Here is an 18,113-nt window from a genome sequence, read left to right as displayed (position 1 = left end):
CGAAATAGATTATTTATTTTCTGCCCCATCAGGATGCACACCATGACCGAGCCCGCCTCCCTGCTTTCCCCGGTTCAGCCCCGCCACAAACGGAGCCTTGCAGCTGCCATCGTGTCGATGGGCATGGTGAACCTTTCGATGGGCATCGCCTTCCCGCTGACGGCAATCATTCTGGCGCGTCAGGGTGTGGAGCCCGGCATGATCGGCCTATCGACGGCTGCGCAGGCCGCGCCTGTCTTCTTCATCTCGCCGCTCGCGCCGCGCATCATGCGCCGCTTCGGCCCCGCCAATGTCATGATCTTCGGATTGCTGCTGGCGGGTATTTCATTCCTGTTGATGGGTCTCTTCGCCAATCTCTATGCCTGGTTCCCTCTCCGCTTCCTGCTGGGCAGCGCGGGCACGCTGCTCTGGGCAACGAGCGAAGCCTGGATCAACGCACTCGCGCATGAGGAACGCCGCGGCCGCATCGTCGGCATCTATGGCGCTTCGGCGGCGGCAGGCTTTGCGCTCGGCCCGACCATGCTTGTTCTCATCGGCACCGGCGTCGAACCCTTCTTCCTCGGTGGCGGGCTCATGGTCGCCGCCGCCGCTGTCGTCGTCACGGCGGACCGCAGCCGCAATCACTTCGAGGCCTCCGAGAAGTCGGCGCCCATGTGGCGCCTGATCTGGATTGCGCCTGCGGCACTGCTCGCCAATTTCTTCTACGCCGCAGCGGAGGAATCGCTCGTCACATTCTTCCCGATCTACGCAATCCGCTCCGGGATGATCGAGCAGACAAGCCTCCTGCTCCTCACCATCGCCTCGCTCGGTGCGATCCTGATGCAGCCCGTTGTGGGCGTCGTCGCCGACAAGGTGAACCGGATGAACCTGCTGATCGGCCTCGTTCTCGCGACCGTCGCGGGCTATATCCTGCTGCCCTTCGCGATGCCGGGCTTCATCGCAACCGCCATTGCACTCTTTCTCGTTGTCGGCCTGGCCAATGGCATTTTCACGCTCGGCATGGTGCTGGTCGGCGAACGCTTCCGGGGTTCGGAGCTTGCAGGCGCCAGCGCCTTCACGACAGCCATGTGGGGCACCGGCGCGCTGGTCGGCGCGCCGCTTTCGGGCCTTGCCATGCAGCTCTGGGACCCGCACGGCCTGATCGTTGCCGTGGTGGTGATCTTCCTCGCCTATCTGCCCTTCCCGCTCATTGCCCGGCTGCGCGCGAAGCGACCGGATGCGGAACGATGAAAAGAACGCTTGAGCTTTATCGCTACGCGAATATTCTGCGCGGCTTTTCTTCTGCCGCATGGAATGGCTGCAATGTTCGCCTCGCGCGCAACAACAGGATGGGACCGGCGCCTCTGGACTTCCGAGATCCGGGCGACGCTTTCGCTCGCCCTGCCGCTGATCGCGATGAACCTCTCCCAGGTGGCGATCAACGCGACCGACGTCATCATGATGGGCTGGCTCGGGCCGGAATCGCTGGCGGCGGGCGCCCTCGGCTCGAACCTCTATTTTGCCATGATGATCTTCGGCATCGGCCTCGTCACGGCAGCCGCGCCGCTGGCCGCCTCCGAGCTCGGCCGGCGCCGCCATGCCGTGCGCGAAGTGCGCCGGACGATCCGCCAGGCCATCTGGGCCGGCGCAACGCTCTGCCTGCCGTTCTGGGCAGTGCTCTGGAACACCGAGCCCCTTCTCGTCTTTCTCGGGCAGGAGCCCGCTCTCGCAGCCCTTGCTGCCGACTACACGCGCGCCCTGCAATGGGCACTGCTGCCGGCCTTTGTCTATGTGGTCTTGCGCATCTTCATCTCGGCGCTTGAACGGCCACGATGGGCCTTCGTCATCAGCTTTCTCGCGATACCCGTAAACGCCTTCGCGAACTGGTGCCTGATGTTTGGAAATCTCGGTGCGCCCGCCCTAGGCCTGCAAGGTGCAGGTCTTGGCAGTGTGCTGACGGGCATCTTCATGCTCTCGGCACTTGGTCTTGTGGTATCACTCGACCGCCGCTTCCGCCGCTATCACATCTTCGGCCGTTTCTGGCGCACCGACTGGGCGCGCTATCGCGACATCTGGCGGCTCGGACTGCCCATCGGGATGACGCTCGCATTCGAGGTTCTCGTCTTCAATGCCGCCGTGCTTCTGATGGGCCTCTTCGGTGCATCGGCGCTTGCCGCCCATTCGATCGCGCTGCAGATTGCGGCCATTACCTTCATGATCCCGCTCGGCTTCTCGCAGGCCGTCACGGTGCGTGTTGGTCTCGCATTCGGCGCAGGCGACCGCGAGGCGATCACACGCGCGGGCTGGACGCCTTTTGTCATGGGTGTCGCCTTCATGGCGGCGATGGCGCTTGTGATGATCCTCTTCCCTCAATTCCTGATCGGGGTCTTCCTCGATGCAGGCAAGCCTGAAAACGCGGATGTCATCCGCCTTGCCGTATCTTTCCTCGCGGTTGCTGCGCTCTTCCAGGTCTTCGACGGTGCGCAGGTGATCGCCGCCGGCATGCTGCGCGGCATGCAGGATACGCGCGTGCCGATGATCTACGCGGCCATCGGCTACTGGATTATCGGCCTCAGCGCGGGGGTGTTTCTGGCTTTCCCGATGGAACTCGAGGGAACCGGAATCTGGCTCGGGCTTGCAGCCGGCCTTGCCGCCGTTTCTCTCATGATGATCGGACGCTGGCTCAGGCGGAGCGCACTCGGTCTTGACCGGCACCGGTGACGGCAGCAGGCCGAGAGCGCCATCCCTTGTACAACAGGCGCACGCCGATATGATGCCCCGCAGGAGGCGGCGGAAGAGAGCTGCCTTTCAACACAGGGGAGATCGAGTTGAGTATTGCGTATCGCGCCACGAAAGCATTCGCGGCTGGCAGCCTCGCGATTGTCCTGCTCGCAATCACTCCCGCGGCATGGGGCGCAACGCGCAATATCGAGGTTTCGTCACGAGCGGTACTCTGGAACCCCGAGGATCGAAGTGAAACCCGGACCGGTGAACTGCACTGGGCCGGCGGTATCGAGATATCTTCGTCCGACAAGGATTTCGGCGGCTGGTCGGGGCTTGCTGTGAGCTCCGACGGGTCGACACTTCTTTCCGTGTCGGATACCGGCCACTGGCTCACGGCCATCATTCTCTACGACGAGCGCGGCCGCCTCTCCGGCATCGCGGAGGCGCGCATGGCGCCGATGCTGGGGCTCGACGGAAATCCGATTTCCGGCAACAAGACGCTGGGCGATGCAGAGGGACTCGTTGTCGACACTGGCGCGTCGGATTCGCTGATTGGCCAGGCATATGTGAGCTTCGAGAGAGCGCACCGCATCTGGCGCTACGACCTTGCACGATCGGGCGCGGAGGCTGTTCCCGAGCAGCTGCTGACACAGCGGCATTTCGGGCGTCTCAATTCCAATGGCGGCCTGGAATCGATCGAGCTCCTGCCTCCGGCGACCGATGGCGGCGCACCCCGTATTCTCGCCATCACGGAAGACACGCTGGATCCGCGCGGCAATATCCGCGGCTTCATTGCAGATGGCCGTGACATTTCCTGGTTCGGCGTCAAGCCGCATGACCCTTTCAAGCCGACCGATATGGCGCGTCTGCCCAACGGCGACATTCTGTTGCTGGAGCGGCGCTACTCCGTGCTGGGCGGCGTTGGCATGCAGATGCGGCGCATTGCAGCGGACGACGTCGAGCCGGGTCAGGTGATCGACGGCGAGGTGCTTGTGAATGTCGGCCAGCGATATTCGATCGATAATATGGAAGGCCTCGCCGTCCGCGAGGACGAGAATGGTGATCTGCTGCTTTATGTTATCTCGGACGACAACTTCAATCGGCTGCAACGAACGCTTTTGCTGATGTTCCGCTTGCCGAAGGATGCAGGCGCGGAGCAGACCGGCGGCAATGAGGTCAGGCTCCCCCGAACCCCGGAAGCGGACGTACTGCCGAACGCAGCAGATAAGTCGGAAGAAGCTGCGCGAGAGCCCAGCTGAGATGGAGACCCGCTTCGACAACGAGGCGTCCGCCTAGCGCCATGTCCCAGACATGCGCCGGCCGCGTGTTGAACACGATGGAAAAGGCAAGCCCGCCCACAAGCGCCGCCCAGAAGGGCGCTTTCCACCACGGGATACCGCGAAGCCAGTCGAACAGCAGAATATTCACAAGCTGCGCAAAAGCGATGGCGCCGAGAAACGATCCGGCCAGCGAATAGCTTGCAAATACAGCTTCGAAATCCTCGATGACTTCGGCATGGATCAGCCAGATGATCCCGCCCGCAATTGTAAGCCATGCGATGAGAGATGCGGTCAGCGTGAGCGCCGCGCCATAGCGGCGGCTCGTAAGATTCAGCACGAAGAAGACGAGTGGCAGGACAAGATAGCCCCAGTTCATCCACGCCGATGGATCGAAGACGGGATCGATGTCCGCGAGAATGGCGAGTTCCGGCACAGGAACATCGCGCAGGGAATAAACGAGCGCGAAAGTGCCGGTGAGCGCCAATACCGGCACAATGAGCCGGACAAGCGCGGTTACGAATCTCGAAAAAATCCCTGGCCGGCTGACCGGAATTCGATCGACCCCTCTATCAAGCATTCACAAGCCCCCGGCTACGCGACGCGCGAAGTCTAGCGGGGCCGGGGCCCGCTCGAAAGCCCACCGGTCGGGATTCGATGATTTCGGTAAACGCAGACAATAAAAAAGGCGGCTCGAAGCCGCCCTTTTCAGATGCTTTCAGGCAGATGTCAGGCCGCAGCGGACTGTGCCTTCGCAATTTCGCGCTTCAGCTTCAGCGCCCGTGCGGAGAGCTGGTCGTCCGAGGCCTTGAGCAGGAACGGATCGAGACCGCCATTATGCTCGACCGAGCGCAGCGCATGCGCGGTAACGCGCAGGCTGACCTGACGGCCAAGGGCGTCGCTGATCAGCGTCACCTGGCACAGATTCGGGAGGAACCGGCGCCGAGTCTTGCGGTTGGCGTGGCTCACATTGTTGCCCGACATCACGGCTTTGCCGGAGAGTTCGCAGCGGCGGGACATAGACGATTTCCTTCAAAAATTCATGGGGACTGCCGCGAAATCCGCGCAATCCGGACAGGCGCGCACGTATAAAAGGCCGGGCATGACCCGTCAAGGCCCGAATCCCCCCTTTCAGCCCTCATTTCCCGGATTGAGGATAAGCTTCAGCAGGCGCCGGGCGGCGGCGGTCGGCGTTGCCCTGCCTTCCGCAACGTCGGCCTCGATCACCGGGAGGAGGCGCTTTGCCCGCTCATCCGCCTTGAGGGCGGCGAAAAGACCCTCCCGAATCTCCGTCCACATCCAGGCCCGCGCCTGCGCGGCCCGCAGCCGGTCGAGCTCGCCCGCGCCCTTGAGCGCCTCGTGATAGTCGCTCGCCGCCTGCCAAACTTCCGCCAGGCCTTCTCCCTTGATGGCCGAGGCAAGCAGCACATGGGCCGTCCAGACGGCATTCTTGGGCCTCATCAGGTGAAGCGCCGTCTTGTACTCGATCTGGGCGCGGCGGGCAGCGGGGATAAGGTCGCCATCGGCCTTGTTGACCACGATAAGGTCTGCAAGTTCCATAATCCCGCGCTTGATGCCCTGCAACTCATCGCCCCCGCCCGGCGACAGCAGCAGCACGAACATGTCGACCATATCGGCGACCGCCGTTTCGGACTGGCCGACGCCAACGGTCTCGATAATCACCACATCGTATCCGGCTGCCTCGGTGAGCAGCATGGCTTCCCGCGTCCGCCGCGCCACACCACCCAGCGTTCCACCCGAGGGCGAGGGCCGGATAAAGGCATTGGGATTGCGCGCAAGGAGTTCCATGCGTGTCTTGTCGCCAAGGATCGAGCCGCCGGTCCGCGCCGAAGAGGGATCGATGGCAAGAACCGCAATCTTGAGGCCCAGACCGGTCAGATACTGCCCAAAAGCCTCTGTAAAGGTCGATTTTCCGACGCCTGGCGCACCCGACAGGCCAAGCCGCACTGCCTTGCCTGTTTGGGGCAAAAGCTCCGCCAGCAGCTTCTGGGCGATGTCCTGATGGTCCGCGCGCGATGACTCGACAAGCGTGATGGCGCGGGCGAGCGCCGTCCGGCTGCCGTCCCTGATGCCCTGGGCAAGCGCCGCCGCATCCGGGAGTTCCCGGCTATAGGCGCGGCGCTCTGCCTGCTTTTCCTCTGTTCTGCTCATGGCTCCAGTTGCATACTTGGCCCGACAGGGTCCGTCCAGCCTTCGCGCTGCCTGACGCCGCGGAACATGCCGTTCATCCGCCGTTCAGGCGCCTCTCGCGAGGATAGCTGCCTGTAGAACGCTGAAACAGCGAGGTGACGCCACATGTCCGCGAGAAATTTCATAGCCGCTGGAACGGCCGCACTGGGCCTCGCCTTGTCCCTTGCTGCGGGCAATACCGTTGCCGCCAATCATCCGCCGGTAGTCGACCCGGCGGCGAAGCCGAACATCGTCGCCGACTACACGATCTATATCGGCGGCTTCATGGCTGCCGAAGGCTCGATAAATGCAACGCTCGAAGAAGGCACCTATCTCGTCCAGAGCAATCTCGGCGTCTCAGGCATGCCCGCACGTTTCTACAATGCCCAGTGGGACATGACGAGCGAGGGAAGCCTGACCGACGAAAAGCTCCGGCCGGCGCGCTTTGCCTTCCGCTCGGACGAGAAGGGCAAGATCAAGGAACGCGAGATCACCTACGACGCAGCAGGTGTGCCGACACCGGTCTTCGATCCCCCCGAAAACGATGTCGCCAACATTCTGCCTTTCGAGCGCCGCGATGCGCTCGATCCGGTGAGCGCGCTCCTGCTTCCGGTAGTGAGCACCGGCAACCCGTGCAACCGGCGCATCCCCGTGTTCGACGGCAAACGGCGCTACGATCTCCATCTGGACTATGAGCAGGACAGCCAGATCACGACGCGCGGCAACGGTTACAGCGGCGACGCCGTCGTCTGTACCGTGCGCGTCATGCCGCGCACCGGAATGAAGCAGGGCAGTTTCACGACGATGCTGCAGCAGCGCGACAACACGCGGATCTGGCTTGCCGCGCTTGATGGCGAGGATATCTACATCCCCGTGCGCATTCAGGTGAGAACCCCGATCGGTGCCGCCGTCATGGACGTGGTGAGGCTGCATCATGAAACGCAGCCGAAAGACGGAAAGATCGAGACCGCAATGAAATAGGAACGCGGCTCACGCGCGATTGGATTTCACTTTGGCCTTCGGCGCGACTTCCGCATGAAGCGCGCGCAGACGGACGACGAGTTCGTCATCCTTCGCCGTGCCCGACTCTTCGATCTCGTCCAGAAGCGACTCAAGCCGTGCCGCCAGCATCGCGTAATAGACGCGCTGCTTTTCGTTCGGATCGTTCGATGCCGCCTCTTCCAGCTCGGCAAGACGCTGGCGCGGACGCGCAATACCTTCTCCGGCGCTCATGGCACCTCCAGAGATCTCTCGCTTGTTGGTTCCAATCAAGCAGCCACGTATTCCCGGTTTCCTCTTCGGGAGGGCGAGGCATGCCAGGCAATGCCCATAGGCGGGGTTCGGAGATCGTTGAACCGCACGCGTGCAATTGCCGATCGGCTCTTTGGCCGAATGTTCGCGCCGGAAATAGGTGAGCAAACACCCGGTTGCAAGAACAACCGGGTGTCAGCGATCTTTTGACGCAGAGAAGTTCAATTTATGGGCACATCCGGCTCGTGCCGAAAATACGGGCAATCACGCCGCCTGACTCCGTTTTTCGCGGATAAGCGCCAGAATCTCGCTCGCCGCAGCCGGAATATTCGTACCCGGACCAAAAATGGCGGAAGCACCAGCCTTCTTCAGGAAGTCGTAATCCTGCTGGGGAATCACGCCGCCGCAGATGATGAGAATATCGTCTGCGCCTTCGTCTTTCAGCGCCTGGGCAAGCGCCGGCACAAGCGTCTTGTGACCCGCCGCAAGGCTCGAAATGCCGATCACGTGAACGTCGTTTTCGATCGCGTCGCGTGCCGCTTCCTCAGGCGTCTGGAACAGCGGGCCGACATCGACATCGAAGCCGAGATCGGCAAAGGCGGTGGCGATCACCTTGGCGCCGCGGTCATGTCCGTCCTGCCCCATCTTCACCACCAGAATACGCGGGCGGCGGCCTTCTGCTTCGGCAAACGCTTCAATTTCCTTTGAAATTTGCATGAAGCCCTCATCGCCTTCATAGGCCTGGGCATAAACGCCGGAGATCGACTTGATCTCGGCGCGATGCCGCCCGAAGACCTCTTCCATTGCATCCGAAATTTCACCGACGGTGGCCCTCGCGCGCGCGGCATCGACCGCAAGCGCCAGCAGATTGCCCTTGCCGCGCGCACCTTCCGTGAGCGCCTTCAATGCGGCCTTGCACTTCGCATCGTCGCGTGTCGCGCGGATCTTCTTCAACCGCGCGATCTGCGCCTCGCGCACTTTCGCATTGTCGATATCGAGAATATCGAGCTGGTCTTCCTTTGGCAGCCGGTACTTGTTGACGCCGACGATCACTTCCTCGCCACGGTCGATCCGCGCCTGCTTGCGGGCCGCTGCCTCTTCGATCTTCAGTTTGGGCATGCCGCTTTCGACGGCCTTCGTCATGCCGCCCAACTCTTCCACTTCCTCGATCAGCTTCCAGGCTTCGCTCGCCAGCGAATGGGTGAGGCTTTCCATGTAATAGGAGCCGCCCATCGGATCGATCACATTGGTGATGCCGGTTTCGTGCTGGATAACGAGCTGCGTGTTGCGCGCGATACGGGCCGAGAAATCCGTTGGCAGCGCGATCGCTTCGTCAAGCGCATTGGTGTGCAGCGACTGCGTACCGCCAAGCACCGCCGCCATCGCCTCTATCGTCGTGCGGATGACGTTGTTGTAAGGATCCTGCTCCGTCAGCGACACGCCCGATGTCTGGCAATGCGTCCGCAGCATTGAGGACTTCGCATCCTTCGGATTGAACTCCGACATGATCTTCGACCAGAGCATGCGCGCAGCACGCAACTTCGCAATCTCCATGAAGAAATTCATGCCGATAGCGAAGAAGAAGGAGAGACGCGGCGCGAACTCATCGACATTGAGGCCCGCCGCAAGCGCCGCACGCACATACTCGCGACCGTCGGCCAGCGTGAATGCAAGCTCCTGCACCTGAGTCGCGCCCGCTTCCTGCATGTGATAGCCGGAAATCGAGATTGTGTTGAACTTCGGCATATGCTTCGAGCAGAAGCCGATGATGTCCGAGATAATGCGCATCGAGGGTTCGGGCGGATAGATATAGGTATTCCGCACCATGAACTCTTTGAGGATATCGTTCTGGATCGTGCCGGCGAGCTTGTCCGGTGTCACACCCTGCTCCCCGGCAGCCACGATGTAGTTTGCGAGGATCGGAATGACGGCGCCGTTCATCGTCATCGACACGGACATGTCGTCGAGCGGGATCTGGTCGAAGAGGATCTTCATGTCCTCGACGCTGTCGATCGCAACACCGGCCTTGCCGACATCGCCCAGGACGCGGGGATGATCGCTGTCATAGCCGCGATGCGTCGCAAGGTCGAAGGCGACCGAGAGGCCCTTCTGACCGGCCGCGAGGTTACGCCGGTAAAAGGCATTCGATTCTTCCGCGGTCGAGAACCCGGCATACTGACGAATGGTCCAGGGACGGCCGACATACATCGTCGCCTGCGGCCCGCGCGTATAGGGCGCAAAGCCGGGCAGCGTATTCGCGTCGAAGCCTTCGGCCGAGAGGCGCTCAAGATCTTCGGCCGTGTAGAGCGGCTTCACATCGATGCCTTCAGGCGTTTTCCAGACGAGTGAGGACGAACCTGCCCCCTTGGTCTGCTTTTCGACCGCCGCTTCCCAGTCCTTGAGCGTCTTCTTGTTCGCCATCGCCTCGTCTCTACTCTCGGATTTGCCGGCAGATTTACCGCTTCACCATATCATGGCGGGCGACCGGCCCCAAAAATCGCGCGGAGTATCCGGGAAGGGGCAAGCCGGGTCAAACCGCCCCAAGGAGTGGCCCGCAATGCCGCAATTTCGTTGCGTCAGCAGCCGCCCTCCGGCACTACTGAAAAGGTCTTTTCCTCCGGCGGATTTCATTCGGGGGATATTGGCGGTGCCATTCAACCGTCCGGACCGGTAGAGTATCGGCCGGCAGGGCCAGGAGCGCCGCAAGCAACGCAAAAGTGGGGAAACCGAGGGAATATGTCTGAACGCAATATTCAATTTGGCTCGAGGGCCGGGCTCCTTGTCATCCTTTGCGCCGTGGCGATTGCGATCACGGCCTGCAGCGGCGGCGGCGCGGCGCGCAAACGCGATGCCGAGGGCCGGGTGATCCCGACACTGGCCGAACAAGACCCGTCGGGCACGCTTTATGCGCGCGCCGTCAGCCGCGCAGCGGCGGGAGATTGCACCGACGACACGTTGAATGTTCTCACCTGCTTTGCCTATCGCGGCCACGGCTACGAGGGTGCCCAGACAGCGCTGGGGCAGTGCTATCTCGCGTCGGGCAATCCTGCCGAAGGCGCCGAATGGATCCGCCGCGCAGCCAATGCCGGCTGGGCAGACGCCCAGAGGCAGTTGGCGCTGCTCTATCTCCGCGGCGAAGGCGTCAGCCAGAATGCCGTCGAAGGCGCCAAATGGGCCCGCCTCTACAGCCGCAACGCCCGCCTGCTGGCGCTCGGTGTGCAGCCCGACCTTTCCGTTGCCGAGGAATTTCGCGGCGCCATGACAAGCGAGGAAAATGCCCGCTCCGAACAGCTCGCCGTGAACTGGGTGCCGAGCTACTGGAGCGCAACCACCGAACCCGATCAGAATGTCTTGCGCAGTTGCGCCGTTGAAGGACGGCGTCCACCTGCTCAGAGGCCCGAAATCGTCACCGCTCCGGACCCTTACTGAGTTAACGGCAGGTTAACGGCAACGAGGCCCCCGTCAGGAATGACGGGGGCCTTTTCCGTTCAGGGAAACTTTACCGCGCTGGCTTAAACCGGAATGTGGCTCGGGGTCCCTTTCGGGGAGGAGATCCTGTCGCGATGCCGGATGTGAGCACCAAAAGAGAGGGCATGGCTCTGGGCAACGTCCAGGAGCAAACGAAGCAGGTTCTGGCAGCGGACGGCCCAGCCGATAGCCGCGACCCGGCCATTCGCCTCGAGCTCTTCAGCGCAATCATGCATTCATACCGGGCGCTGCCGGTCTTCTTCCCCGTCGTCACCGCCGCGCTTGCCCTGACACTCGAGCCCGCGGCCCCGGCATGGCTCGTCACGGTCTGGTGGCTCGTCATTGTCGCCATCCATGTCGAATATCATTTCTACCAGCATCGCTATTTCGATGCGGTCATCGAACCGGAGCACGTAAACGGCTGGATCCGCGCAACAGCCACGCGCTACTGGCTGATGAACATCTTCTGGCTCGGGCTCTTTCCGCTGTTCTGGAATTCGGGCAGCGACATTCAGAACTTCGCCATTCTGATGATCTTCATCGTCCACGTCGTCATGGCGGCGCAGACGGCATTCCAGATCACGCCCATCACCATTTCGGTGACCCTGCCCATCATGGCCGGCGTCATCGGCATGTGCATCTCAACCTTCGAAACCACCTATCTTGCGCTCGGCATCGCCTGCACACCGACCTATCTCTACCTTCTTCGCCTTGCACAGCAACAGCGCAAGGCGGCCACAGAGACGCTCGACCTTCGCTTGCGCAATGCCGACCTCATTCGCGATCTCGGTCATGCGCGCGACGTCTCGGAAGCAGCGCGCCGTCAGGCGGAAGAAGCCAATGATCAGCTGAAGCGGCGCGAGCATCATTTTCGTGCCCTCGTGGAAAACGCCTTCGACGTTGTGCTGGTGACCGATGAAAATGCAATCGTTCAGTATGCCTCACCGGCCGCCGCAAAACTCGGACTCGAACCCGACGCGCTGATCGGAATGAACAGCCTGACCTTCCTGACCGACGAGCAGCGCAAGGAAGTTCTCGGCATCGCTTCATCGTCGGGAAACGGGCTGACAAGCAGCACCTATGAACTTGTCGTGCCGAACTACAATGGCTCGACGATCTGGATCGAAGCGACACTCACAAATCTTCTGGGTGATGAAAATGTCCGCGGTTACGTCATAAATCTGCGCGACATCACCCTCAGAAAGCGCGCGGAAACCGAACAGCGCAGCCAGTTCCAGGTTCTGCAGGCGCTCGCGACGGGCGAACCGCTGACAGAAGTGATGGCGAGACTTGCGCTGGGCGCCGAGGAAACGAACCCCGGCGCGCGCGCTGCGGTCTTTCTGCTCGACGGCACGAAAGATCTCGTGACGAGTGCCGCACCGAACCTGCCCGACGACTTCGAAAGCTGGATCGGCGAGTTCTGGAAGCGGCAGAAGGAAGGTTTCTTCGGTCAAGCAGCCCTGTCGGCCAGCCGAATCGTGGTCACCAACCTGCAGGACAGGGAGCATGGCGATTTCGTCTCCTCCTACATGCGCAAGGCAGGCATTCAGTCGCTCTGGTTCCAGCCTATCGTTTCGCACAATGGCAGCGTGATCGGTTCATTCGCGCTCTACTTTCCAACCGCCGTGGAGCCGGGTGCCTGGGAGAACGACTACCTCGCAGGTATCGCCCATCTTTGCAGCATCGCGATCGAGCGGCGGCGCTCGGAAGAAAACCTGCGCCGCGCAACCGAGTCCGCCGAACTCGCAAACCGGGCCAAGACGAAATTCCTCGCCAACATGAGCCACGAGCTCCGCACGCCTCTCAATGCCATCATCGGTTTTTCGGAGATCATGCGGCAGCAGATGTTCGGCCCGCTCGGCACCGAGCGATATATCGAGTACACGAACGACATTCATGACAGCGGCCGCCACCTGTTGAACGTGATCGACGACATTCTCGACATTTCGAAAATCGAGGCCGGCCGCTACGCCATCGAGGAGGAGGAAATCGACTTCGCCGACGTGCTGCGCTGGTCGATCGAGATGATGCGCGCTCGCACCATCGAAAAGCAGCAAACCATCACGCTCGCGCTGCCCGACGAGATGCCGCTTCTGAGGGCCGATCAGCGAGCCATGCGGCAGGTGATGCTGAACCTGCTGTCGAATGCTTCCAAGTTCACGCCGGTCGGAGGGCGGATCAACCTTGCCGTCGCCATCGATGGACAGGGCGATCTCGGCCTTTCCGTCAAAGACAATGGCATCGGTATTCCCGCCGACAAGCTGCAGGAAGTGCTGGAGCCCTTTGGACAGGTCGACGATACCAATGCCCGCCAGCATGGCGGCACGGGCCTTGGCCTGCCCATCACCAAATCCCTGATCGAAATGCACGGCGGCGATTTCGTCCTTCACAGCGAGCTGGGCCATGGCACGACCGCCACCATGACGCTTCCCGGCTGGCGCCTCGTCTGGCAGGACACAACGGCAATGACCGCCACGCCCGGAGCGTGACGGCCCTTTATTCAGCGAGATGCGCCGTTCTGCTACTCGGCAGCCTTCGCTGCTCGGTTCGAACCAATGAAGCCGAAGAGGTGTCCGCCCACCTTGCGCATCTGGATCTCTTCCGAACCTTCGGTGATGCGATAGCGGCGATGATGCCGATAGATATGCTCGAAAGGCTTGTGCCGCGAATAGCCGATCGCACCATGCACCTGCATGGCGAGATCTGCCACCTGGCAGACGAGACGGTTCGCGCGGTAGTTGCACATCGAAACCCTGTCTGAAAGATGTTTCGCAACATCGGGCTTCGACATCTGATCCATTTCCCATGCCGTCTTGTAGATAAAGGTGCGGATCATCTCGCATTCGGTATGCGCTTCAACCAGCGGGAACTGGATCGCCTGGTTGGAGGCAAGCGGCTTGCCGAAAGGCTTGCGCTGCTTGGCATAGGCAACACTCTGCTCGATGCAGTACTGCGCTGCGCCGACGCCCGACGCCGCCTGCCTGATGCGGTTCTCATGCACGAAATGCTGCGCAAGTTCGAGGCCGCGCTCCGGATCGCCGAGATAGGAACCTTCCGGCACCCAGACATTCTTGAATGAAACGCGCGGATGGTCCGTCGGCATGTTGAAGGTCCAGAGATATTCCTCGATCTGCACACCCGGCGCATCCATCGGCACGATGAAGCAGGTGATACCGAGCGCGTCGCCAGCCTTGCCGCTGGTGCGCGCAAACACGAAGTCATGCGTCGCGACATGGAGACCCGTGTTCCACATCTTCTCGCCATTGATGAGCCAGCCGTCGACGCCATCGCGCTTTTCGCGCTTCGCAGAGGTTTCCATCCAGGTCGCATCCGAGCCGTGATCCGGCTCGGTGAGGCCGAAGGCAACGCGGATCGAGCCATCGAGCGAACCCTGGATGAATTTCTTCTTCTGCTCTTCCGTGCCGAAGTCGCGGAACATCAGCACGGTCGGAAAATTGCCGACAATCGAGCTTTCGTTCTGAAGATCGTTGTGAAGCCCGAGGCCCTTCGCGGCCAGATGATCGCGGATCACGGCCATGGCGAGATTGCTGCCGTCCTTGCCGCCATATTCCTTCGGCAGCGCGAAGCGCAGATGACCCGCCTTGTCGGCGCGGCGGCGCATCTCGCCAAGCAGCGCTTCCCAGTCGTGGCGCGGCAATCCTTCATTGTCCCAATCGGTACGGGCATGTTCGCGGCGGTGGTCGAAAAACCGCTCATTGTCGTCCTGCGCCTGCAGCGGCTTGATTTCCCTTTCGATGAAATCGTCGAGCACGGCGAGATAGTCCGTGATCTCCTTCGGTATCCTGAAATCCATGGAAGCCTCCCTGTCTCCTCCGGGTTCCGGCAGCGGCCCTGAGGATGTTTTTGCGATGTCGGTGGAGGACACTATAGACAGCGGTCCAGTTTCATAAAGGGCGGCTCGGCAGCGCATCGCAGACAACGCGCGGCGACGCTGGGGAAGGCGCGACAAAAAATCCGCGTTAACGATTTGTCTGCCTAAGCCGTTGGCCAGACACAAGATTTAGCCGTGAACGAAGCCGGAAGATCGCGCGGTCACCGATTCGGACCCGGTTCGTTCGCCCAATATTCCCGTTCTTAATTTGTTGAGGGTTAACCGCCGACGCCCTTGCGCCGGGGCTGGATTACGCGGAAGGTGCGCCCTCGATCATGAGTATCCCGCCCCTCCAGACACCGGACGGCAAGGCGCGCGACGGCATTGCCGAGCGCCGCCGCATCACGGCCGTTCTCGGCCCCACGAATACCGGCAAGACGCATCTCGCCATCGAACGGATGATGGGCCACGAAAGCGGCATGATCGGGCTTCCGCTGCGCCTTCTTGCGCGCGAGGTTTATGACCGCGTGGTGAAGGTGAAGGGCCCTCGCGCCGTCGCCCTGATAACGGGAGAGGAGAAAATCCTTCCCCAGTCGGCGCGCTATTTCATCTGCACGGTCGAGGCAATGCCGCTCGAGCGTGAAGTCGAATTCCTCGCCGTCGACGAAATCCAGCTCGCGGCCGACCGCGAACGTGGCCACACCTTCACAGACAGGCTGCTGCGCTCACGCGGTCGCTCCGAGACCATGATGCTCGGCTCGGAGACCGCACGCAGCCTGATCCAGAAACTGCTGCCGGACACGCGCTTCGTAAACCGTCCACGCTTTTCGGAACTGTCATGGACGGGACCGAAGAAGATCACACGCCTGCCGCGACGCACCGCGATCGTCGCCTTTTCGGCTGATCAGGTCTATGCGATCGCCGAGCTGATCCGCCGTCAACGCGGCGGCGCTGCGGTTGTCATGGGAGCCCTGAGCCCACGCACCCGCAATGCGCAGGTCGCGCTCTATCAGTCCGGCGAGGTGGACTTTCTAGTCGCGACCGATGCCATCGGCATGGGCCTCAACATGGATGTGGACCATGTCGCCTTCGCATCGACGCAGAAATTCGACGGGCACCAGCACCGCCCGCTGGGTGTTGCCGAGCTTGCCCAGATCGCCGGCCGCGCCGGCCGCTACATGAATAACGGGACATTCGGTACGACCGGCGACGCAGCAAACCTGCCGGACGACATCATCGCCCGCATCGAGAACCACCAGTTCGAACCCGAGCGCGTCTTTCAGTGGCGGAACCCGCATCTCGATTTCGCGAACATTCCCGCCCTGATCCAAAGCCTTGAAGCGCCGCCTGCCCGCGCCGGTCTGATGCGCGCGCAAACCGCCGACGATCTGGAGGCGCTTGAGCGCATGAGCCGGACACCGGAAGTTGCCGCACTGGCGCGCTCGCCCCATGCGATCCGGCGGCTCTGGGAGGTGGCGCAGGTGCCAGACTTCCGAAAGACGCTTGCCAGCGAACATGCTTCGCTTCTCACCCGCCTCTACCTCTTCCTGATGGACAAGGCAGGCGACACGCCGGAACGCATCCCCGAGGACTGGCTGGAACGCCAGATCGGCAAGCTCGACCGGGCCGATGGCGACATCGATATACTCGCCACACGCCTCGCACATATGCGGACATGGAGCTATGTAGCCAACCGGGCCGATTGGCTTCACAATCCTGCGCATTGGCAGGAGCGCGCGCGTAAGATAGAGGATAGGCTGTCTGACGCGCTCCACGAGCGATTGACGCAGCGATTTGTCGACCGGCGTACCAGCGTATTGATGAAACGTCTGCGCCAGAACGAGGAACTTATGGCGGCTGTAAACGGCGATGGCGAGGTTCTGGTCGAAGGCGAATATGCCGGCCATCTCGAAGGTTTTGTATTCGTGCCCGATCCGCGCGCCGATGGCGAGCAGGCGCGTGTTCTCCGCGCTGCCGCCGACCAGGCGCTTGCCTCGGAGATCGCAGCCCGCGCGCAAAGGCTGGTAACGGCGCCCGATGCCGATATTGCCCTTTCCGAGCATGGCCGTGTCGTCTGGGCGGGCCATCCTGTCGCCGAACTCAAGGGCAGCGACAATATACTTCTGCCGCGAGTGGAACTCGTTACCGGCGAACAGTTGAACGGCCCGGCCAGGGAAGCCGTGCAGGCGCGGCTCGATGCCTGGCTGAAGATGCATGTGACGCAGGTTCTGGCGCCGCTCGTCGCGCTGCGCGATGCCACCGACATCGAAGGCCTTGCACGCGGTATCGCTTTCCAGCTTGTCGAAAATCTCGGGGCGCTCGGGCGGGAAACCGTCGCCGAGGACGTTCGCACGCTCGATCAGGCGGCGCGTGGCCAGCTTCGCAAGCATGGCGTCCGCTTCGGCGCCTATTCGATTTTTGTGCCCGCCCTGCTGAAGCCCGCGCCTGCACGTCTGAAGCTCATTCTATGGGCTCTGTCGCGCAAGGATGTGGAAGACCCATTCGCCGCCCTGCCCGCCCTTCCCGCGCCCGGCTTGACCTCCGTTCCGGCTGAAGCCAATGTGCCGGAGGGCTTCTATGGCGCACTCGGTTTCCGCGTCTGCGGCACGCGCGCCGTCCGGCTCGACATGCTTGAGCGTGTCGCCGATCTCATCCGCCCTGTCATTGCCTCGCGCGCCTATAATGGCGGCTTCATCGTGACGCCCGACATGATGTCGCTTGTCGGCTGCTCGGGCGAGGAATTCGCGGGCCTCCTGCGCGGTCTCGGCTATCGCTCTCAGGTCGAAAAGCTGGTGCCGCCAAAGCCGGCAGCCGCCGTGCCTGCCGAAAACGCCCCGGTGATGAAAGTGACCGAAGTAGCGGACGCCACCACCGCCCCGGCAGAAGATCCCGCACCAGAAACGGCAGACGTGCCGGAATCGCAAGAAGTGGCCTCCGAACCGGAGGCATCTGTCGAAACGGTGACGGAACCGGTTGTGGAACCTGCACCGGCCGAAGCCGCGACAGCCGGCGCGGAAACTGCCCCGGCCGAGCCCGTCGAGATGGAAATCTGGCGCCCTTCGCGCCGCCGCCATGGCGGCGAAACGAACCGCAAACCCCGCCGCGAACGGAACCGCCCTCAAGGCCATGGACAGGTCCAGGGACAGGCGCAGGCCGGCGAACGGCGCGACGGCGAGCCGCAAAAGGATGGCGGCAAACCGGACGCCCGCAAACGCGATGACGGCAACAAGGAAGCAAGGCACCGCCAGGGCGGCAAGCCGCGACGCGACGGCAAGCATGAAAAGCCCCGCGATTACAGCTTCAGCAAGCCGAAGCCGCGCGACCGCGAGCCCGATCCGGACTCACCCTTCGCTGCACTCGCCGTGCTGAAAGAACGCAACCGGACCAGTTGA

At 62.2% G+C, this 18,113-nt stretch carries 13 protein-coding genes; 7 read left to right on the top strand and 6 right to left on the bottom strand.

Features of this window, described 5'->3' with window-relative positions:
• Positions 1-42 precede the first annotated feature (42 nt).
• The 3 genes from ACK4FH_RS06715 to ACK4FH_RS06705 all read left to right on the top strand — a co-directional run bounded on the left by ACK4FH_RS06715 (position 43) and on the right by ACK4FH_RS06705 (position 3,962).
• Positions 43-1,230, top strand: a complete 1,188-nt coding sequence (locus ACK4FH_RS06715) for an MFS transporter (RefSeq protein WP_409812066.1) — start codon at positions 43-45, stop codon at positions 1,228-1,230.
• 72 nt (positions 1,231-1,302) lie between these two features.
• Positions 1,303-2,700, top strand: a complete 1,398-nt coding sequence (locus ACK4FH_RS06710; RefSeq protein WP_409812065.1) for an MATE family efflux transporter — start codon at positions 1,303-1,305, stop codon at positions 2,698-2,700.
• A gap of 107 nt (positions 2,701-2,807) precedes the next feature.
• Positions 2,808-3,962, top strand: a complete 1,155-nt coding sequence (locus ACK4FH_RS06705) for an esterase-like activity of phytase family protein (protein ID WP_409812063.1) — start codon at positions 2,808-2,810, stop codon at positions 3,960-3,962.
• Here the strand turns inward: ACK4FH_RS06705 and ACK4FH_RS06700 are convergent.
• The 3 genes from ACK4FH_RS06700 to meaB form a co-directional block, all read right to left on the bottom strand.
• Positions 3,880-4,560 (bottom strand): hypothetical protein, encoded by a 681-nt coding sequence (locus ACK4FH_RS06700; protein ID WP_409812062.1) that lies wholly within the window; start codon positions 4,558-4,560, stop codon positions 3,880-3,882. The genes ACK4FH_RS06705 and ACK4FH_RS06700 overlap by 83 nt on opposite strands.
• Positions 4,561-4,709: 149 nt before the next feature.
• Positions 4,710-5,000 (bottom strand): 50S ribosomal protein L28, encoded by a 291-nt coding sequence (gene rpmB / locus ACK4FH_RS06695; RefSeq protein ID WP_409812060.1) that lies wholly within the window; start codon positions 4,998-5,000, stop codon positions 4,710-4,712.
• A 111-nt stretch (positions 5,001-5,111) separates the two neighbouring features.
• Positions 5,112-6,152 carry a methylmalonyl Co-A mutase-associated GTPase MeaB gene (meaB, locus tag ACK4FH_RS06690; RefSeq protein ID WP_409812058.1) on the bottom strand — a complete coding sequence of 347 codons (1,041 nt, stop codon included), beginning with the start codon at positions 6,150-6,152 and terminating at the stop codon, positions 5,112-5,114.
• 144 nt (positions 6,153-6,296) lie between these two features.
• Between meaB and ACK4FH_RS06685 the strand changes: the two genes are divergently transcribed.
• The gene (locus ACK4FH_RS06685) at positions 6,297-7,151 is read left to right on the top strand and encodes a DUF3108 domain-containing protein (protein ID WP_409812057.1); all 855 of its coding nucleotides are present in this window, start codon (positions 6,297-6,299) and stop codon (positions 7,149-7,151) included.
• 9 nt (positions 7,152-7,160) lie between these two features.
• Here ACK4FH_RS06685 and ACK4FH_RS06680 read toward each other — a convergent pair whose 3' ends face one another.
• Together ACK4FH_RS06680 and scpA are read right to left on the bottom strand one after the other, a co-directional pair.
• Entirely contained in the window at positions 7,161-7,403 is a 243-nt protein-coding gene (locus ACK4FH_RS06680) for a hypothetical protein (RefSeq protein WP_409812055.1), read from the bottom strand.
• Positions 7,404-7,685: 282 nt separating this feature from the next.
• The gene (gene scpA / locus ACK4FH_RS06675) at positions 7,686-9,842 is read right to left on the bottom strand and encodes a methylmalonyl-CoA mutase (RefSeq protein WP_409812053.1); all 2,157 of its coding nucleotides are present in this window, start codon (positions 9,840-9,842) and stop codon (positions 7,686-7,688) included.
• Between the two features lie 315 nt (positions 9,843-10,157).
• Between scpA and ACK4FH_RS06670 the strand changes: the two genes are divergently transcribed.
• On the top strand, positions 10,158-10,850 hold the full coding sequence (locus ACK4FH_RS06670) for a tetratricopeptide repeat protein (protein WP_409812051.1): 693 nt from the start codon (positions 10,158-10,160) through the stop codon (positions 10,848-10,850).
• A gap of 164 nt (positions 10,851-11,014) precedes the next feature.
• Positions 11,015-13,378 (top strand): ATP-binding protein, encoded by a 2,364-nt coding sequence (locus ACK4FH_RS06665; RefSeq protein ID WP_409812049.1) that lies wholly within the window; start codon positions 11,015-11,017, stop codon positions 13,376-13,378.
• A 32-nt stretch (positions 13,379-13,410) separates the two neighbouring features.
• Here ACK4FH_RS06665 and ACK4FH_RS06660 read toward each other — a convergent pair whose 3' ends face one another.
• The gene (locus ACK4FH_RS06660; protein ID WP_409812047.1) at positions 13,411-14,703 is read right to left on the bottom strand and encodes an acyl-CoA dehydrogenase family protein; all 1,293 of its coding nucleotides are present in this window, start codon (positions 14,701-14,703) and stop codon (positions 13,411-13,413) included.
• A gap of 353 nt (positions 14,704-15,056) precedes the next feature.
• Here ACK4FH_RS06660 and ACK4FH_RS06655 point away from each other — a divergent pair, with 353 nt between their 5' ends.
• Positions 15,057-18,113: a helicase-related protein gene (locus ACK4FH_RS06655; RefSeq protein WP_409812046.1), complete on the top strand. Its 3,057-nt coding sequence runs from the start codon at positions 15,057-15,059 to the stop codon at positions 18,111-18,113.

This window comes from Parvibaculum sp. (assembly GCF_046297875.1).
GTDB lineage: Bacteria > Pseudomonadota > Alphaproteobacteria > Parvibaculales > Parvibaculaceae > Parvibaculum.
Note: the sequence above shows the minus strand (reverse complement) of the source record. Positions and strands in the feature narration are given on the sequence as shown.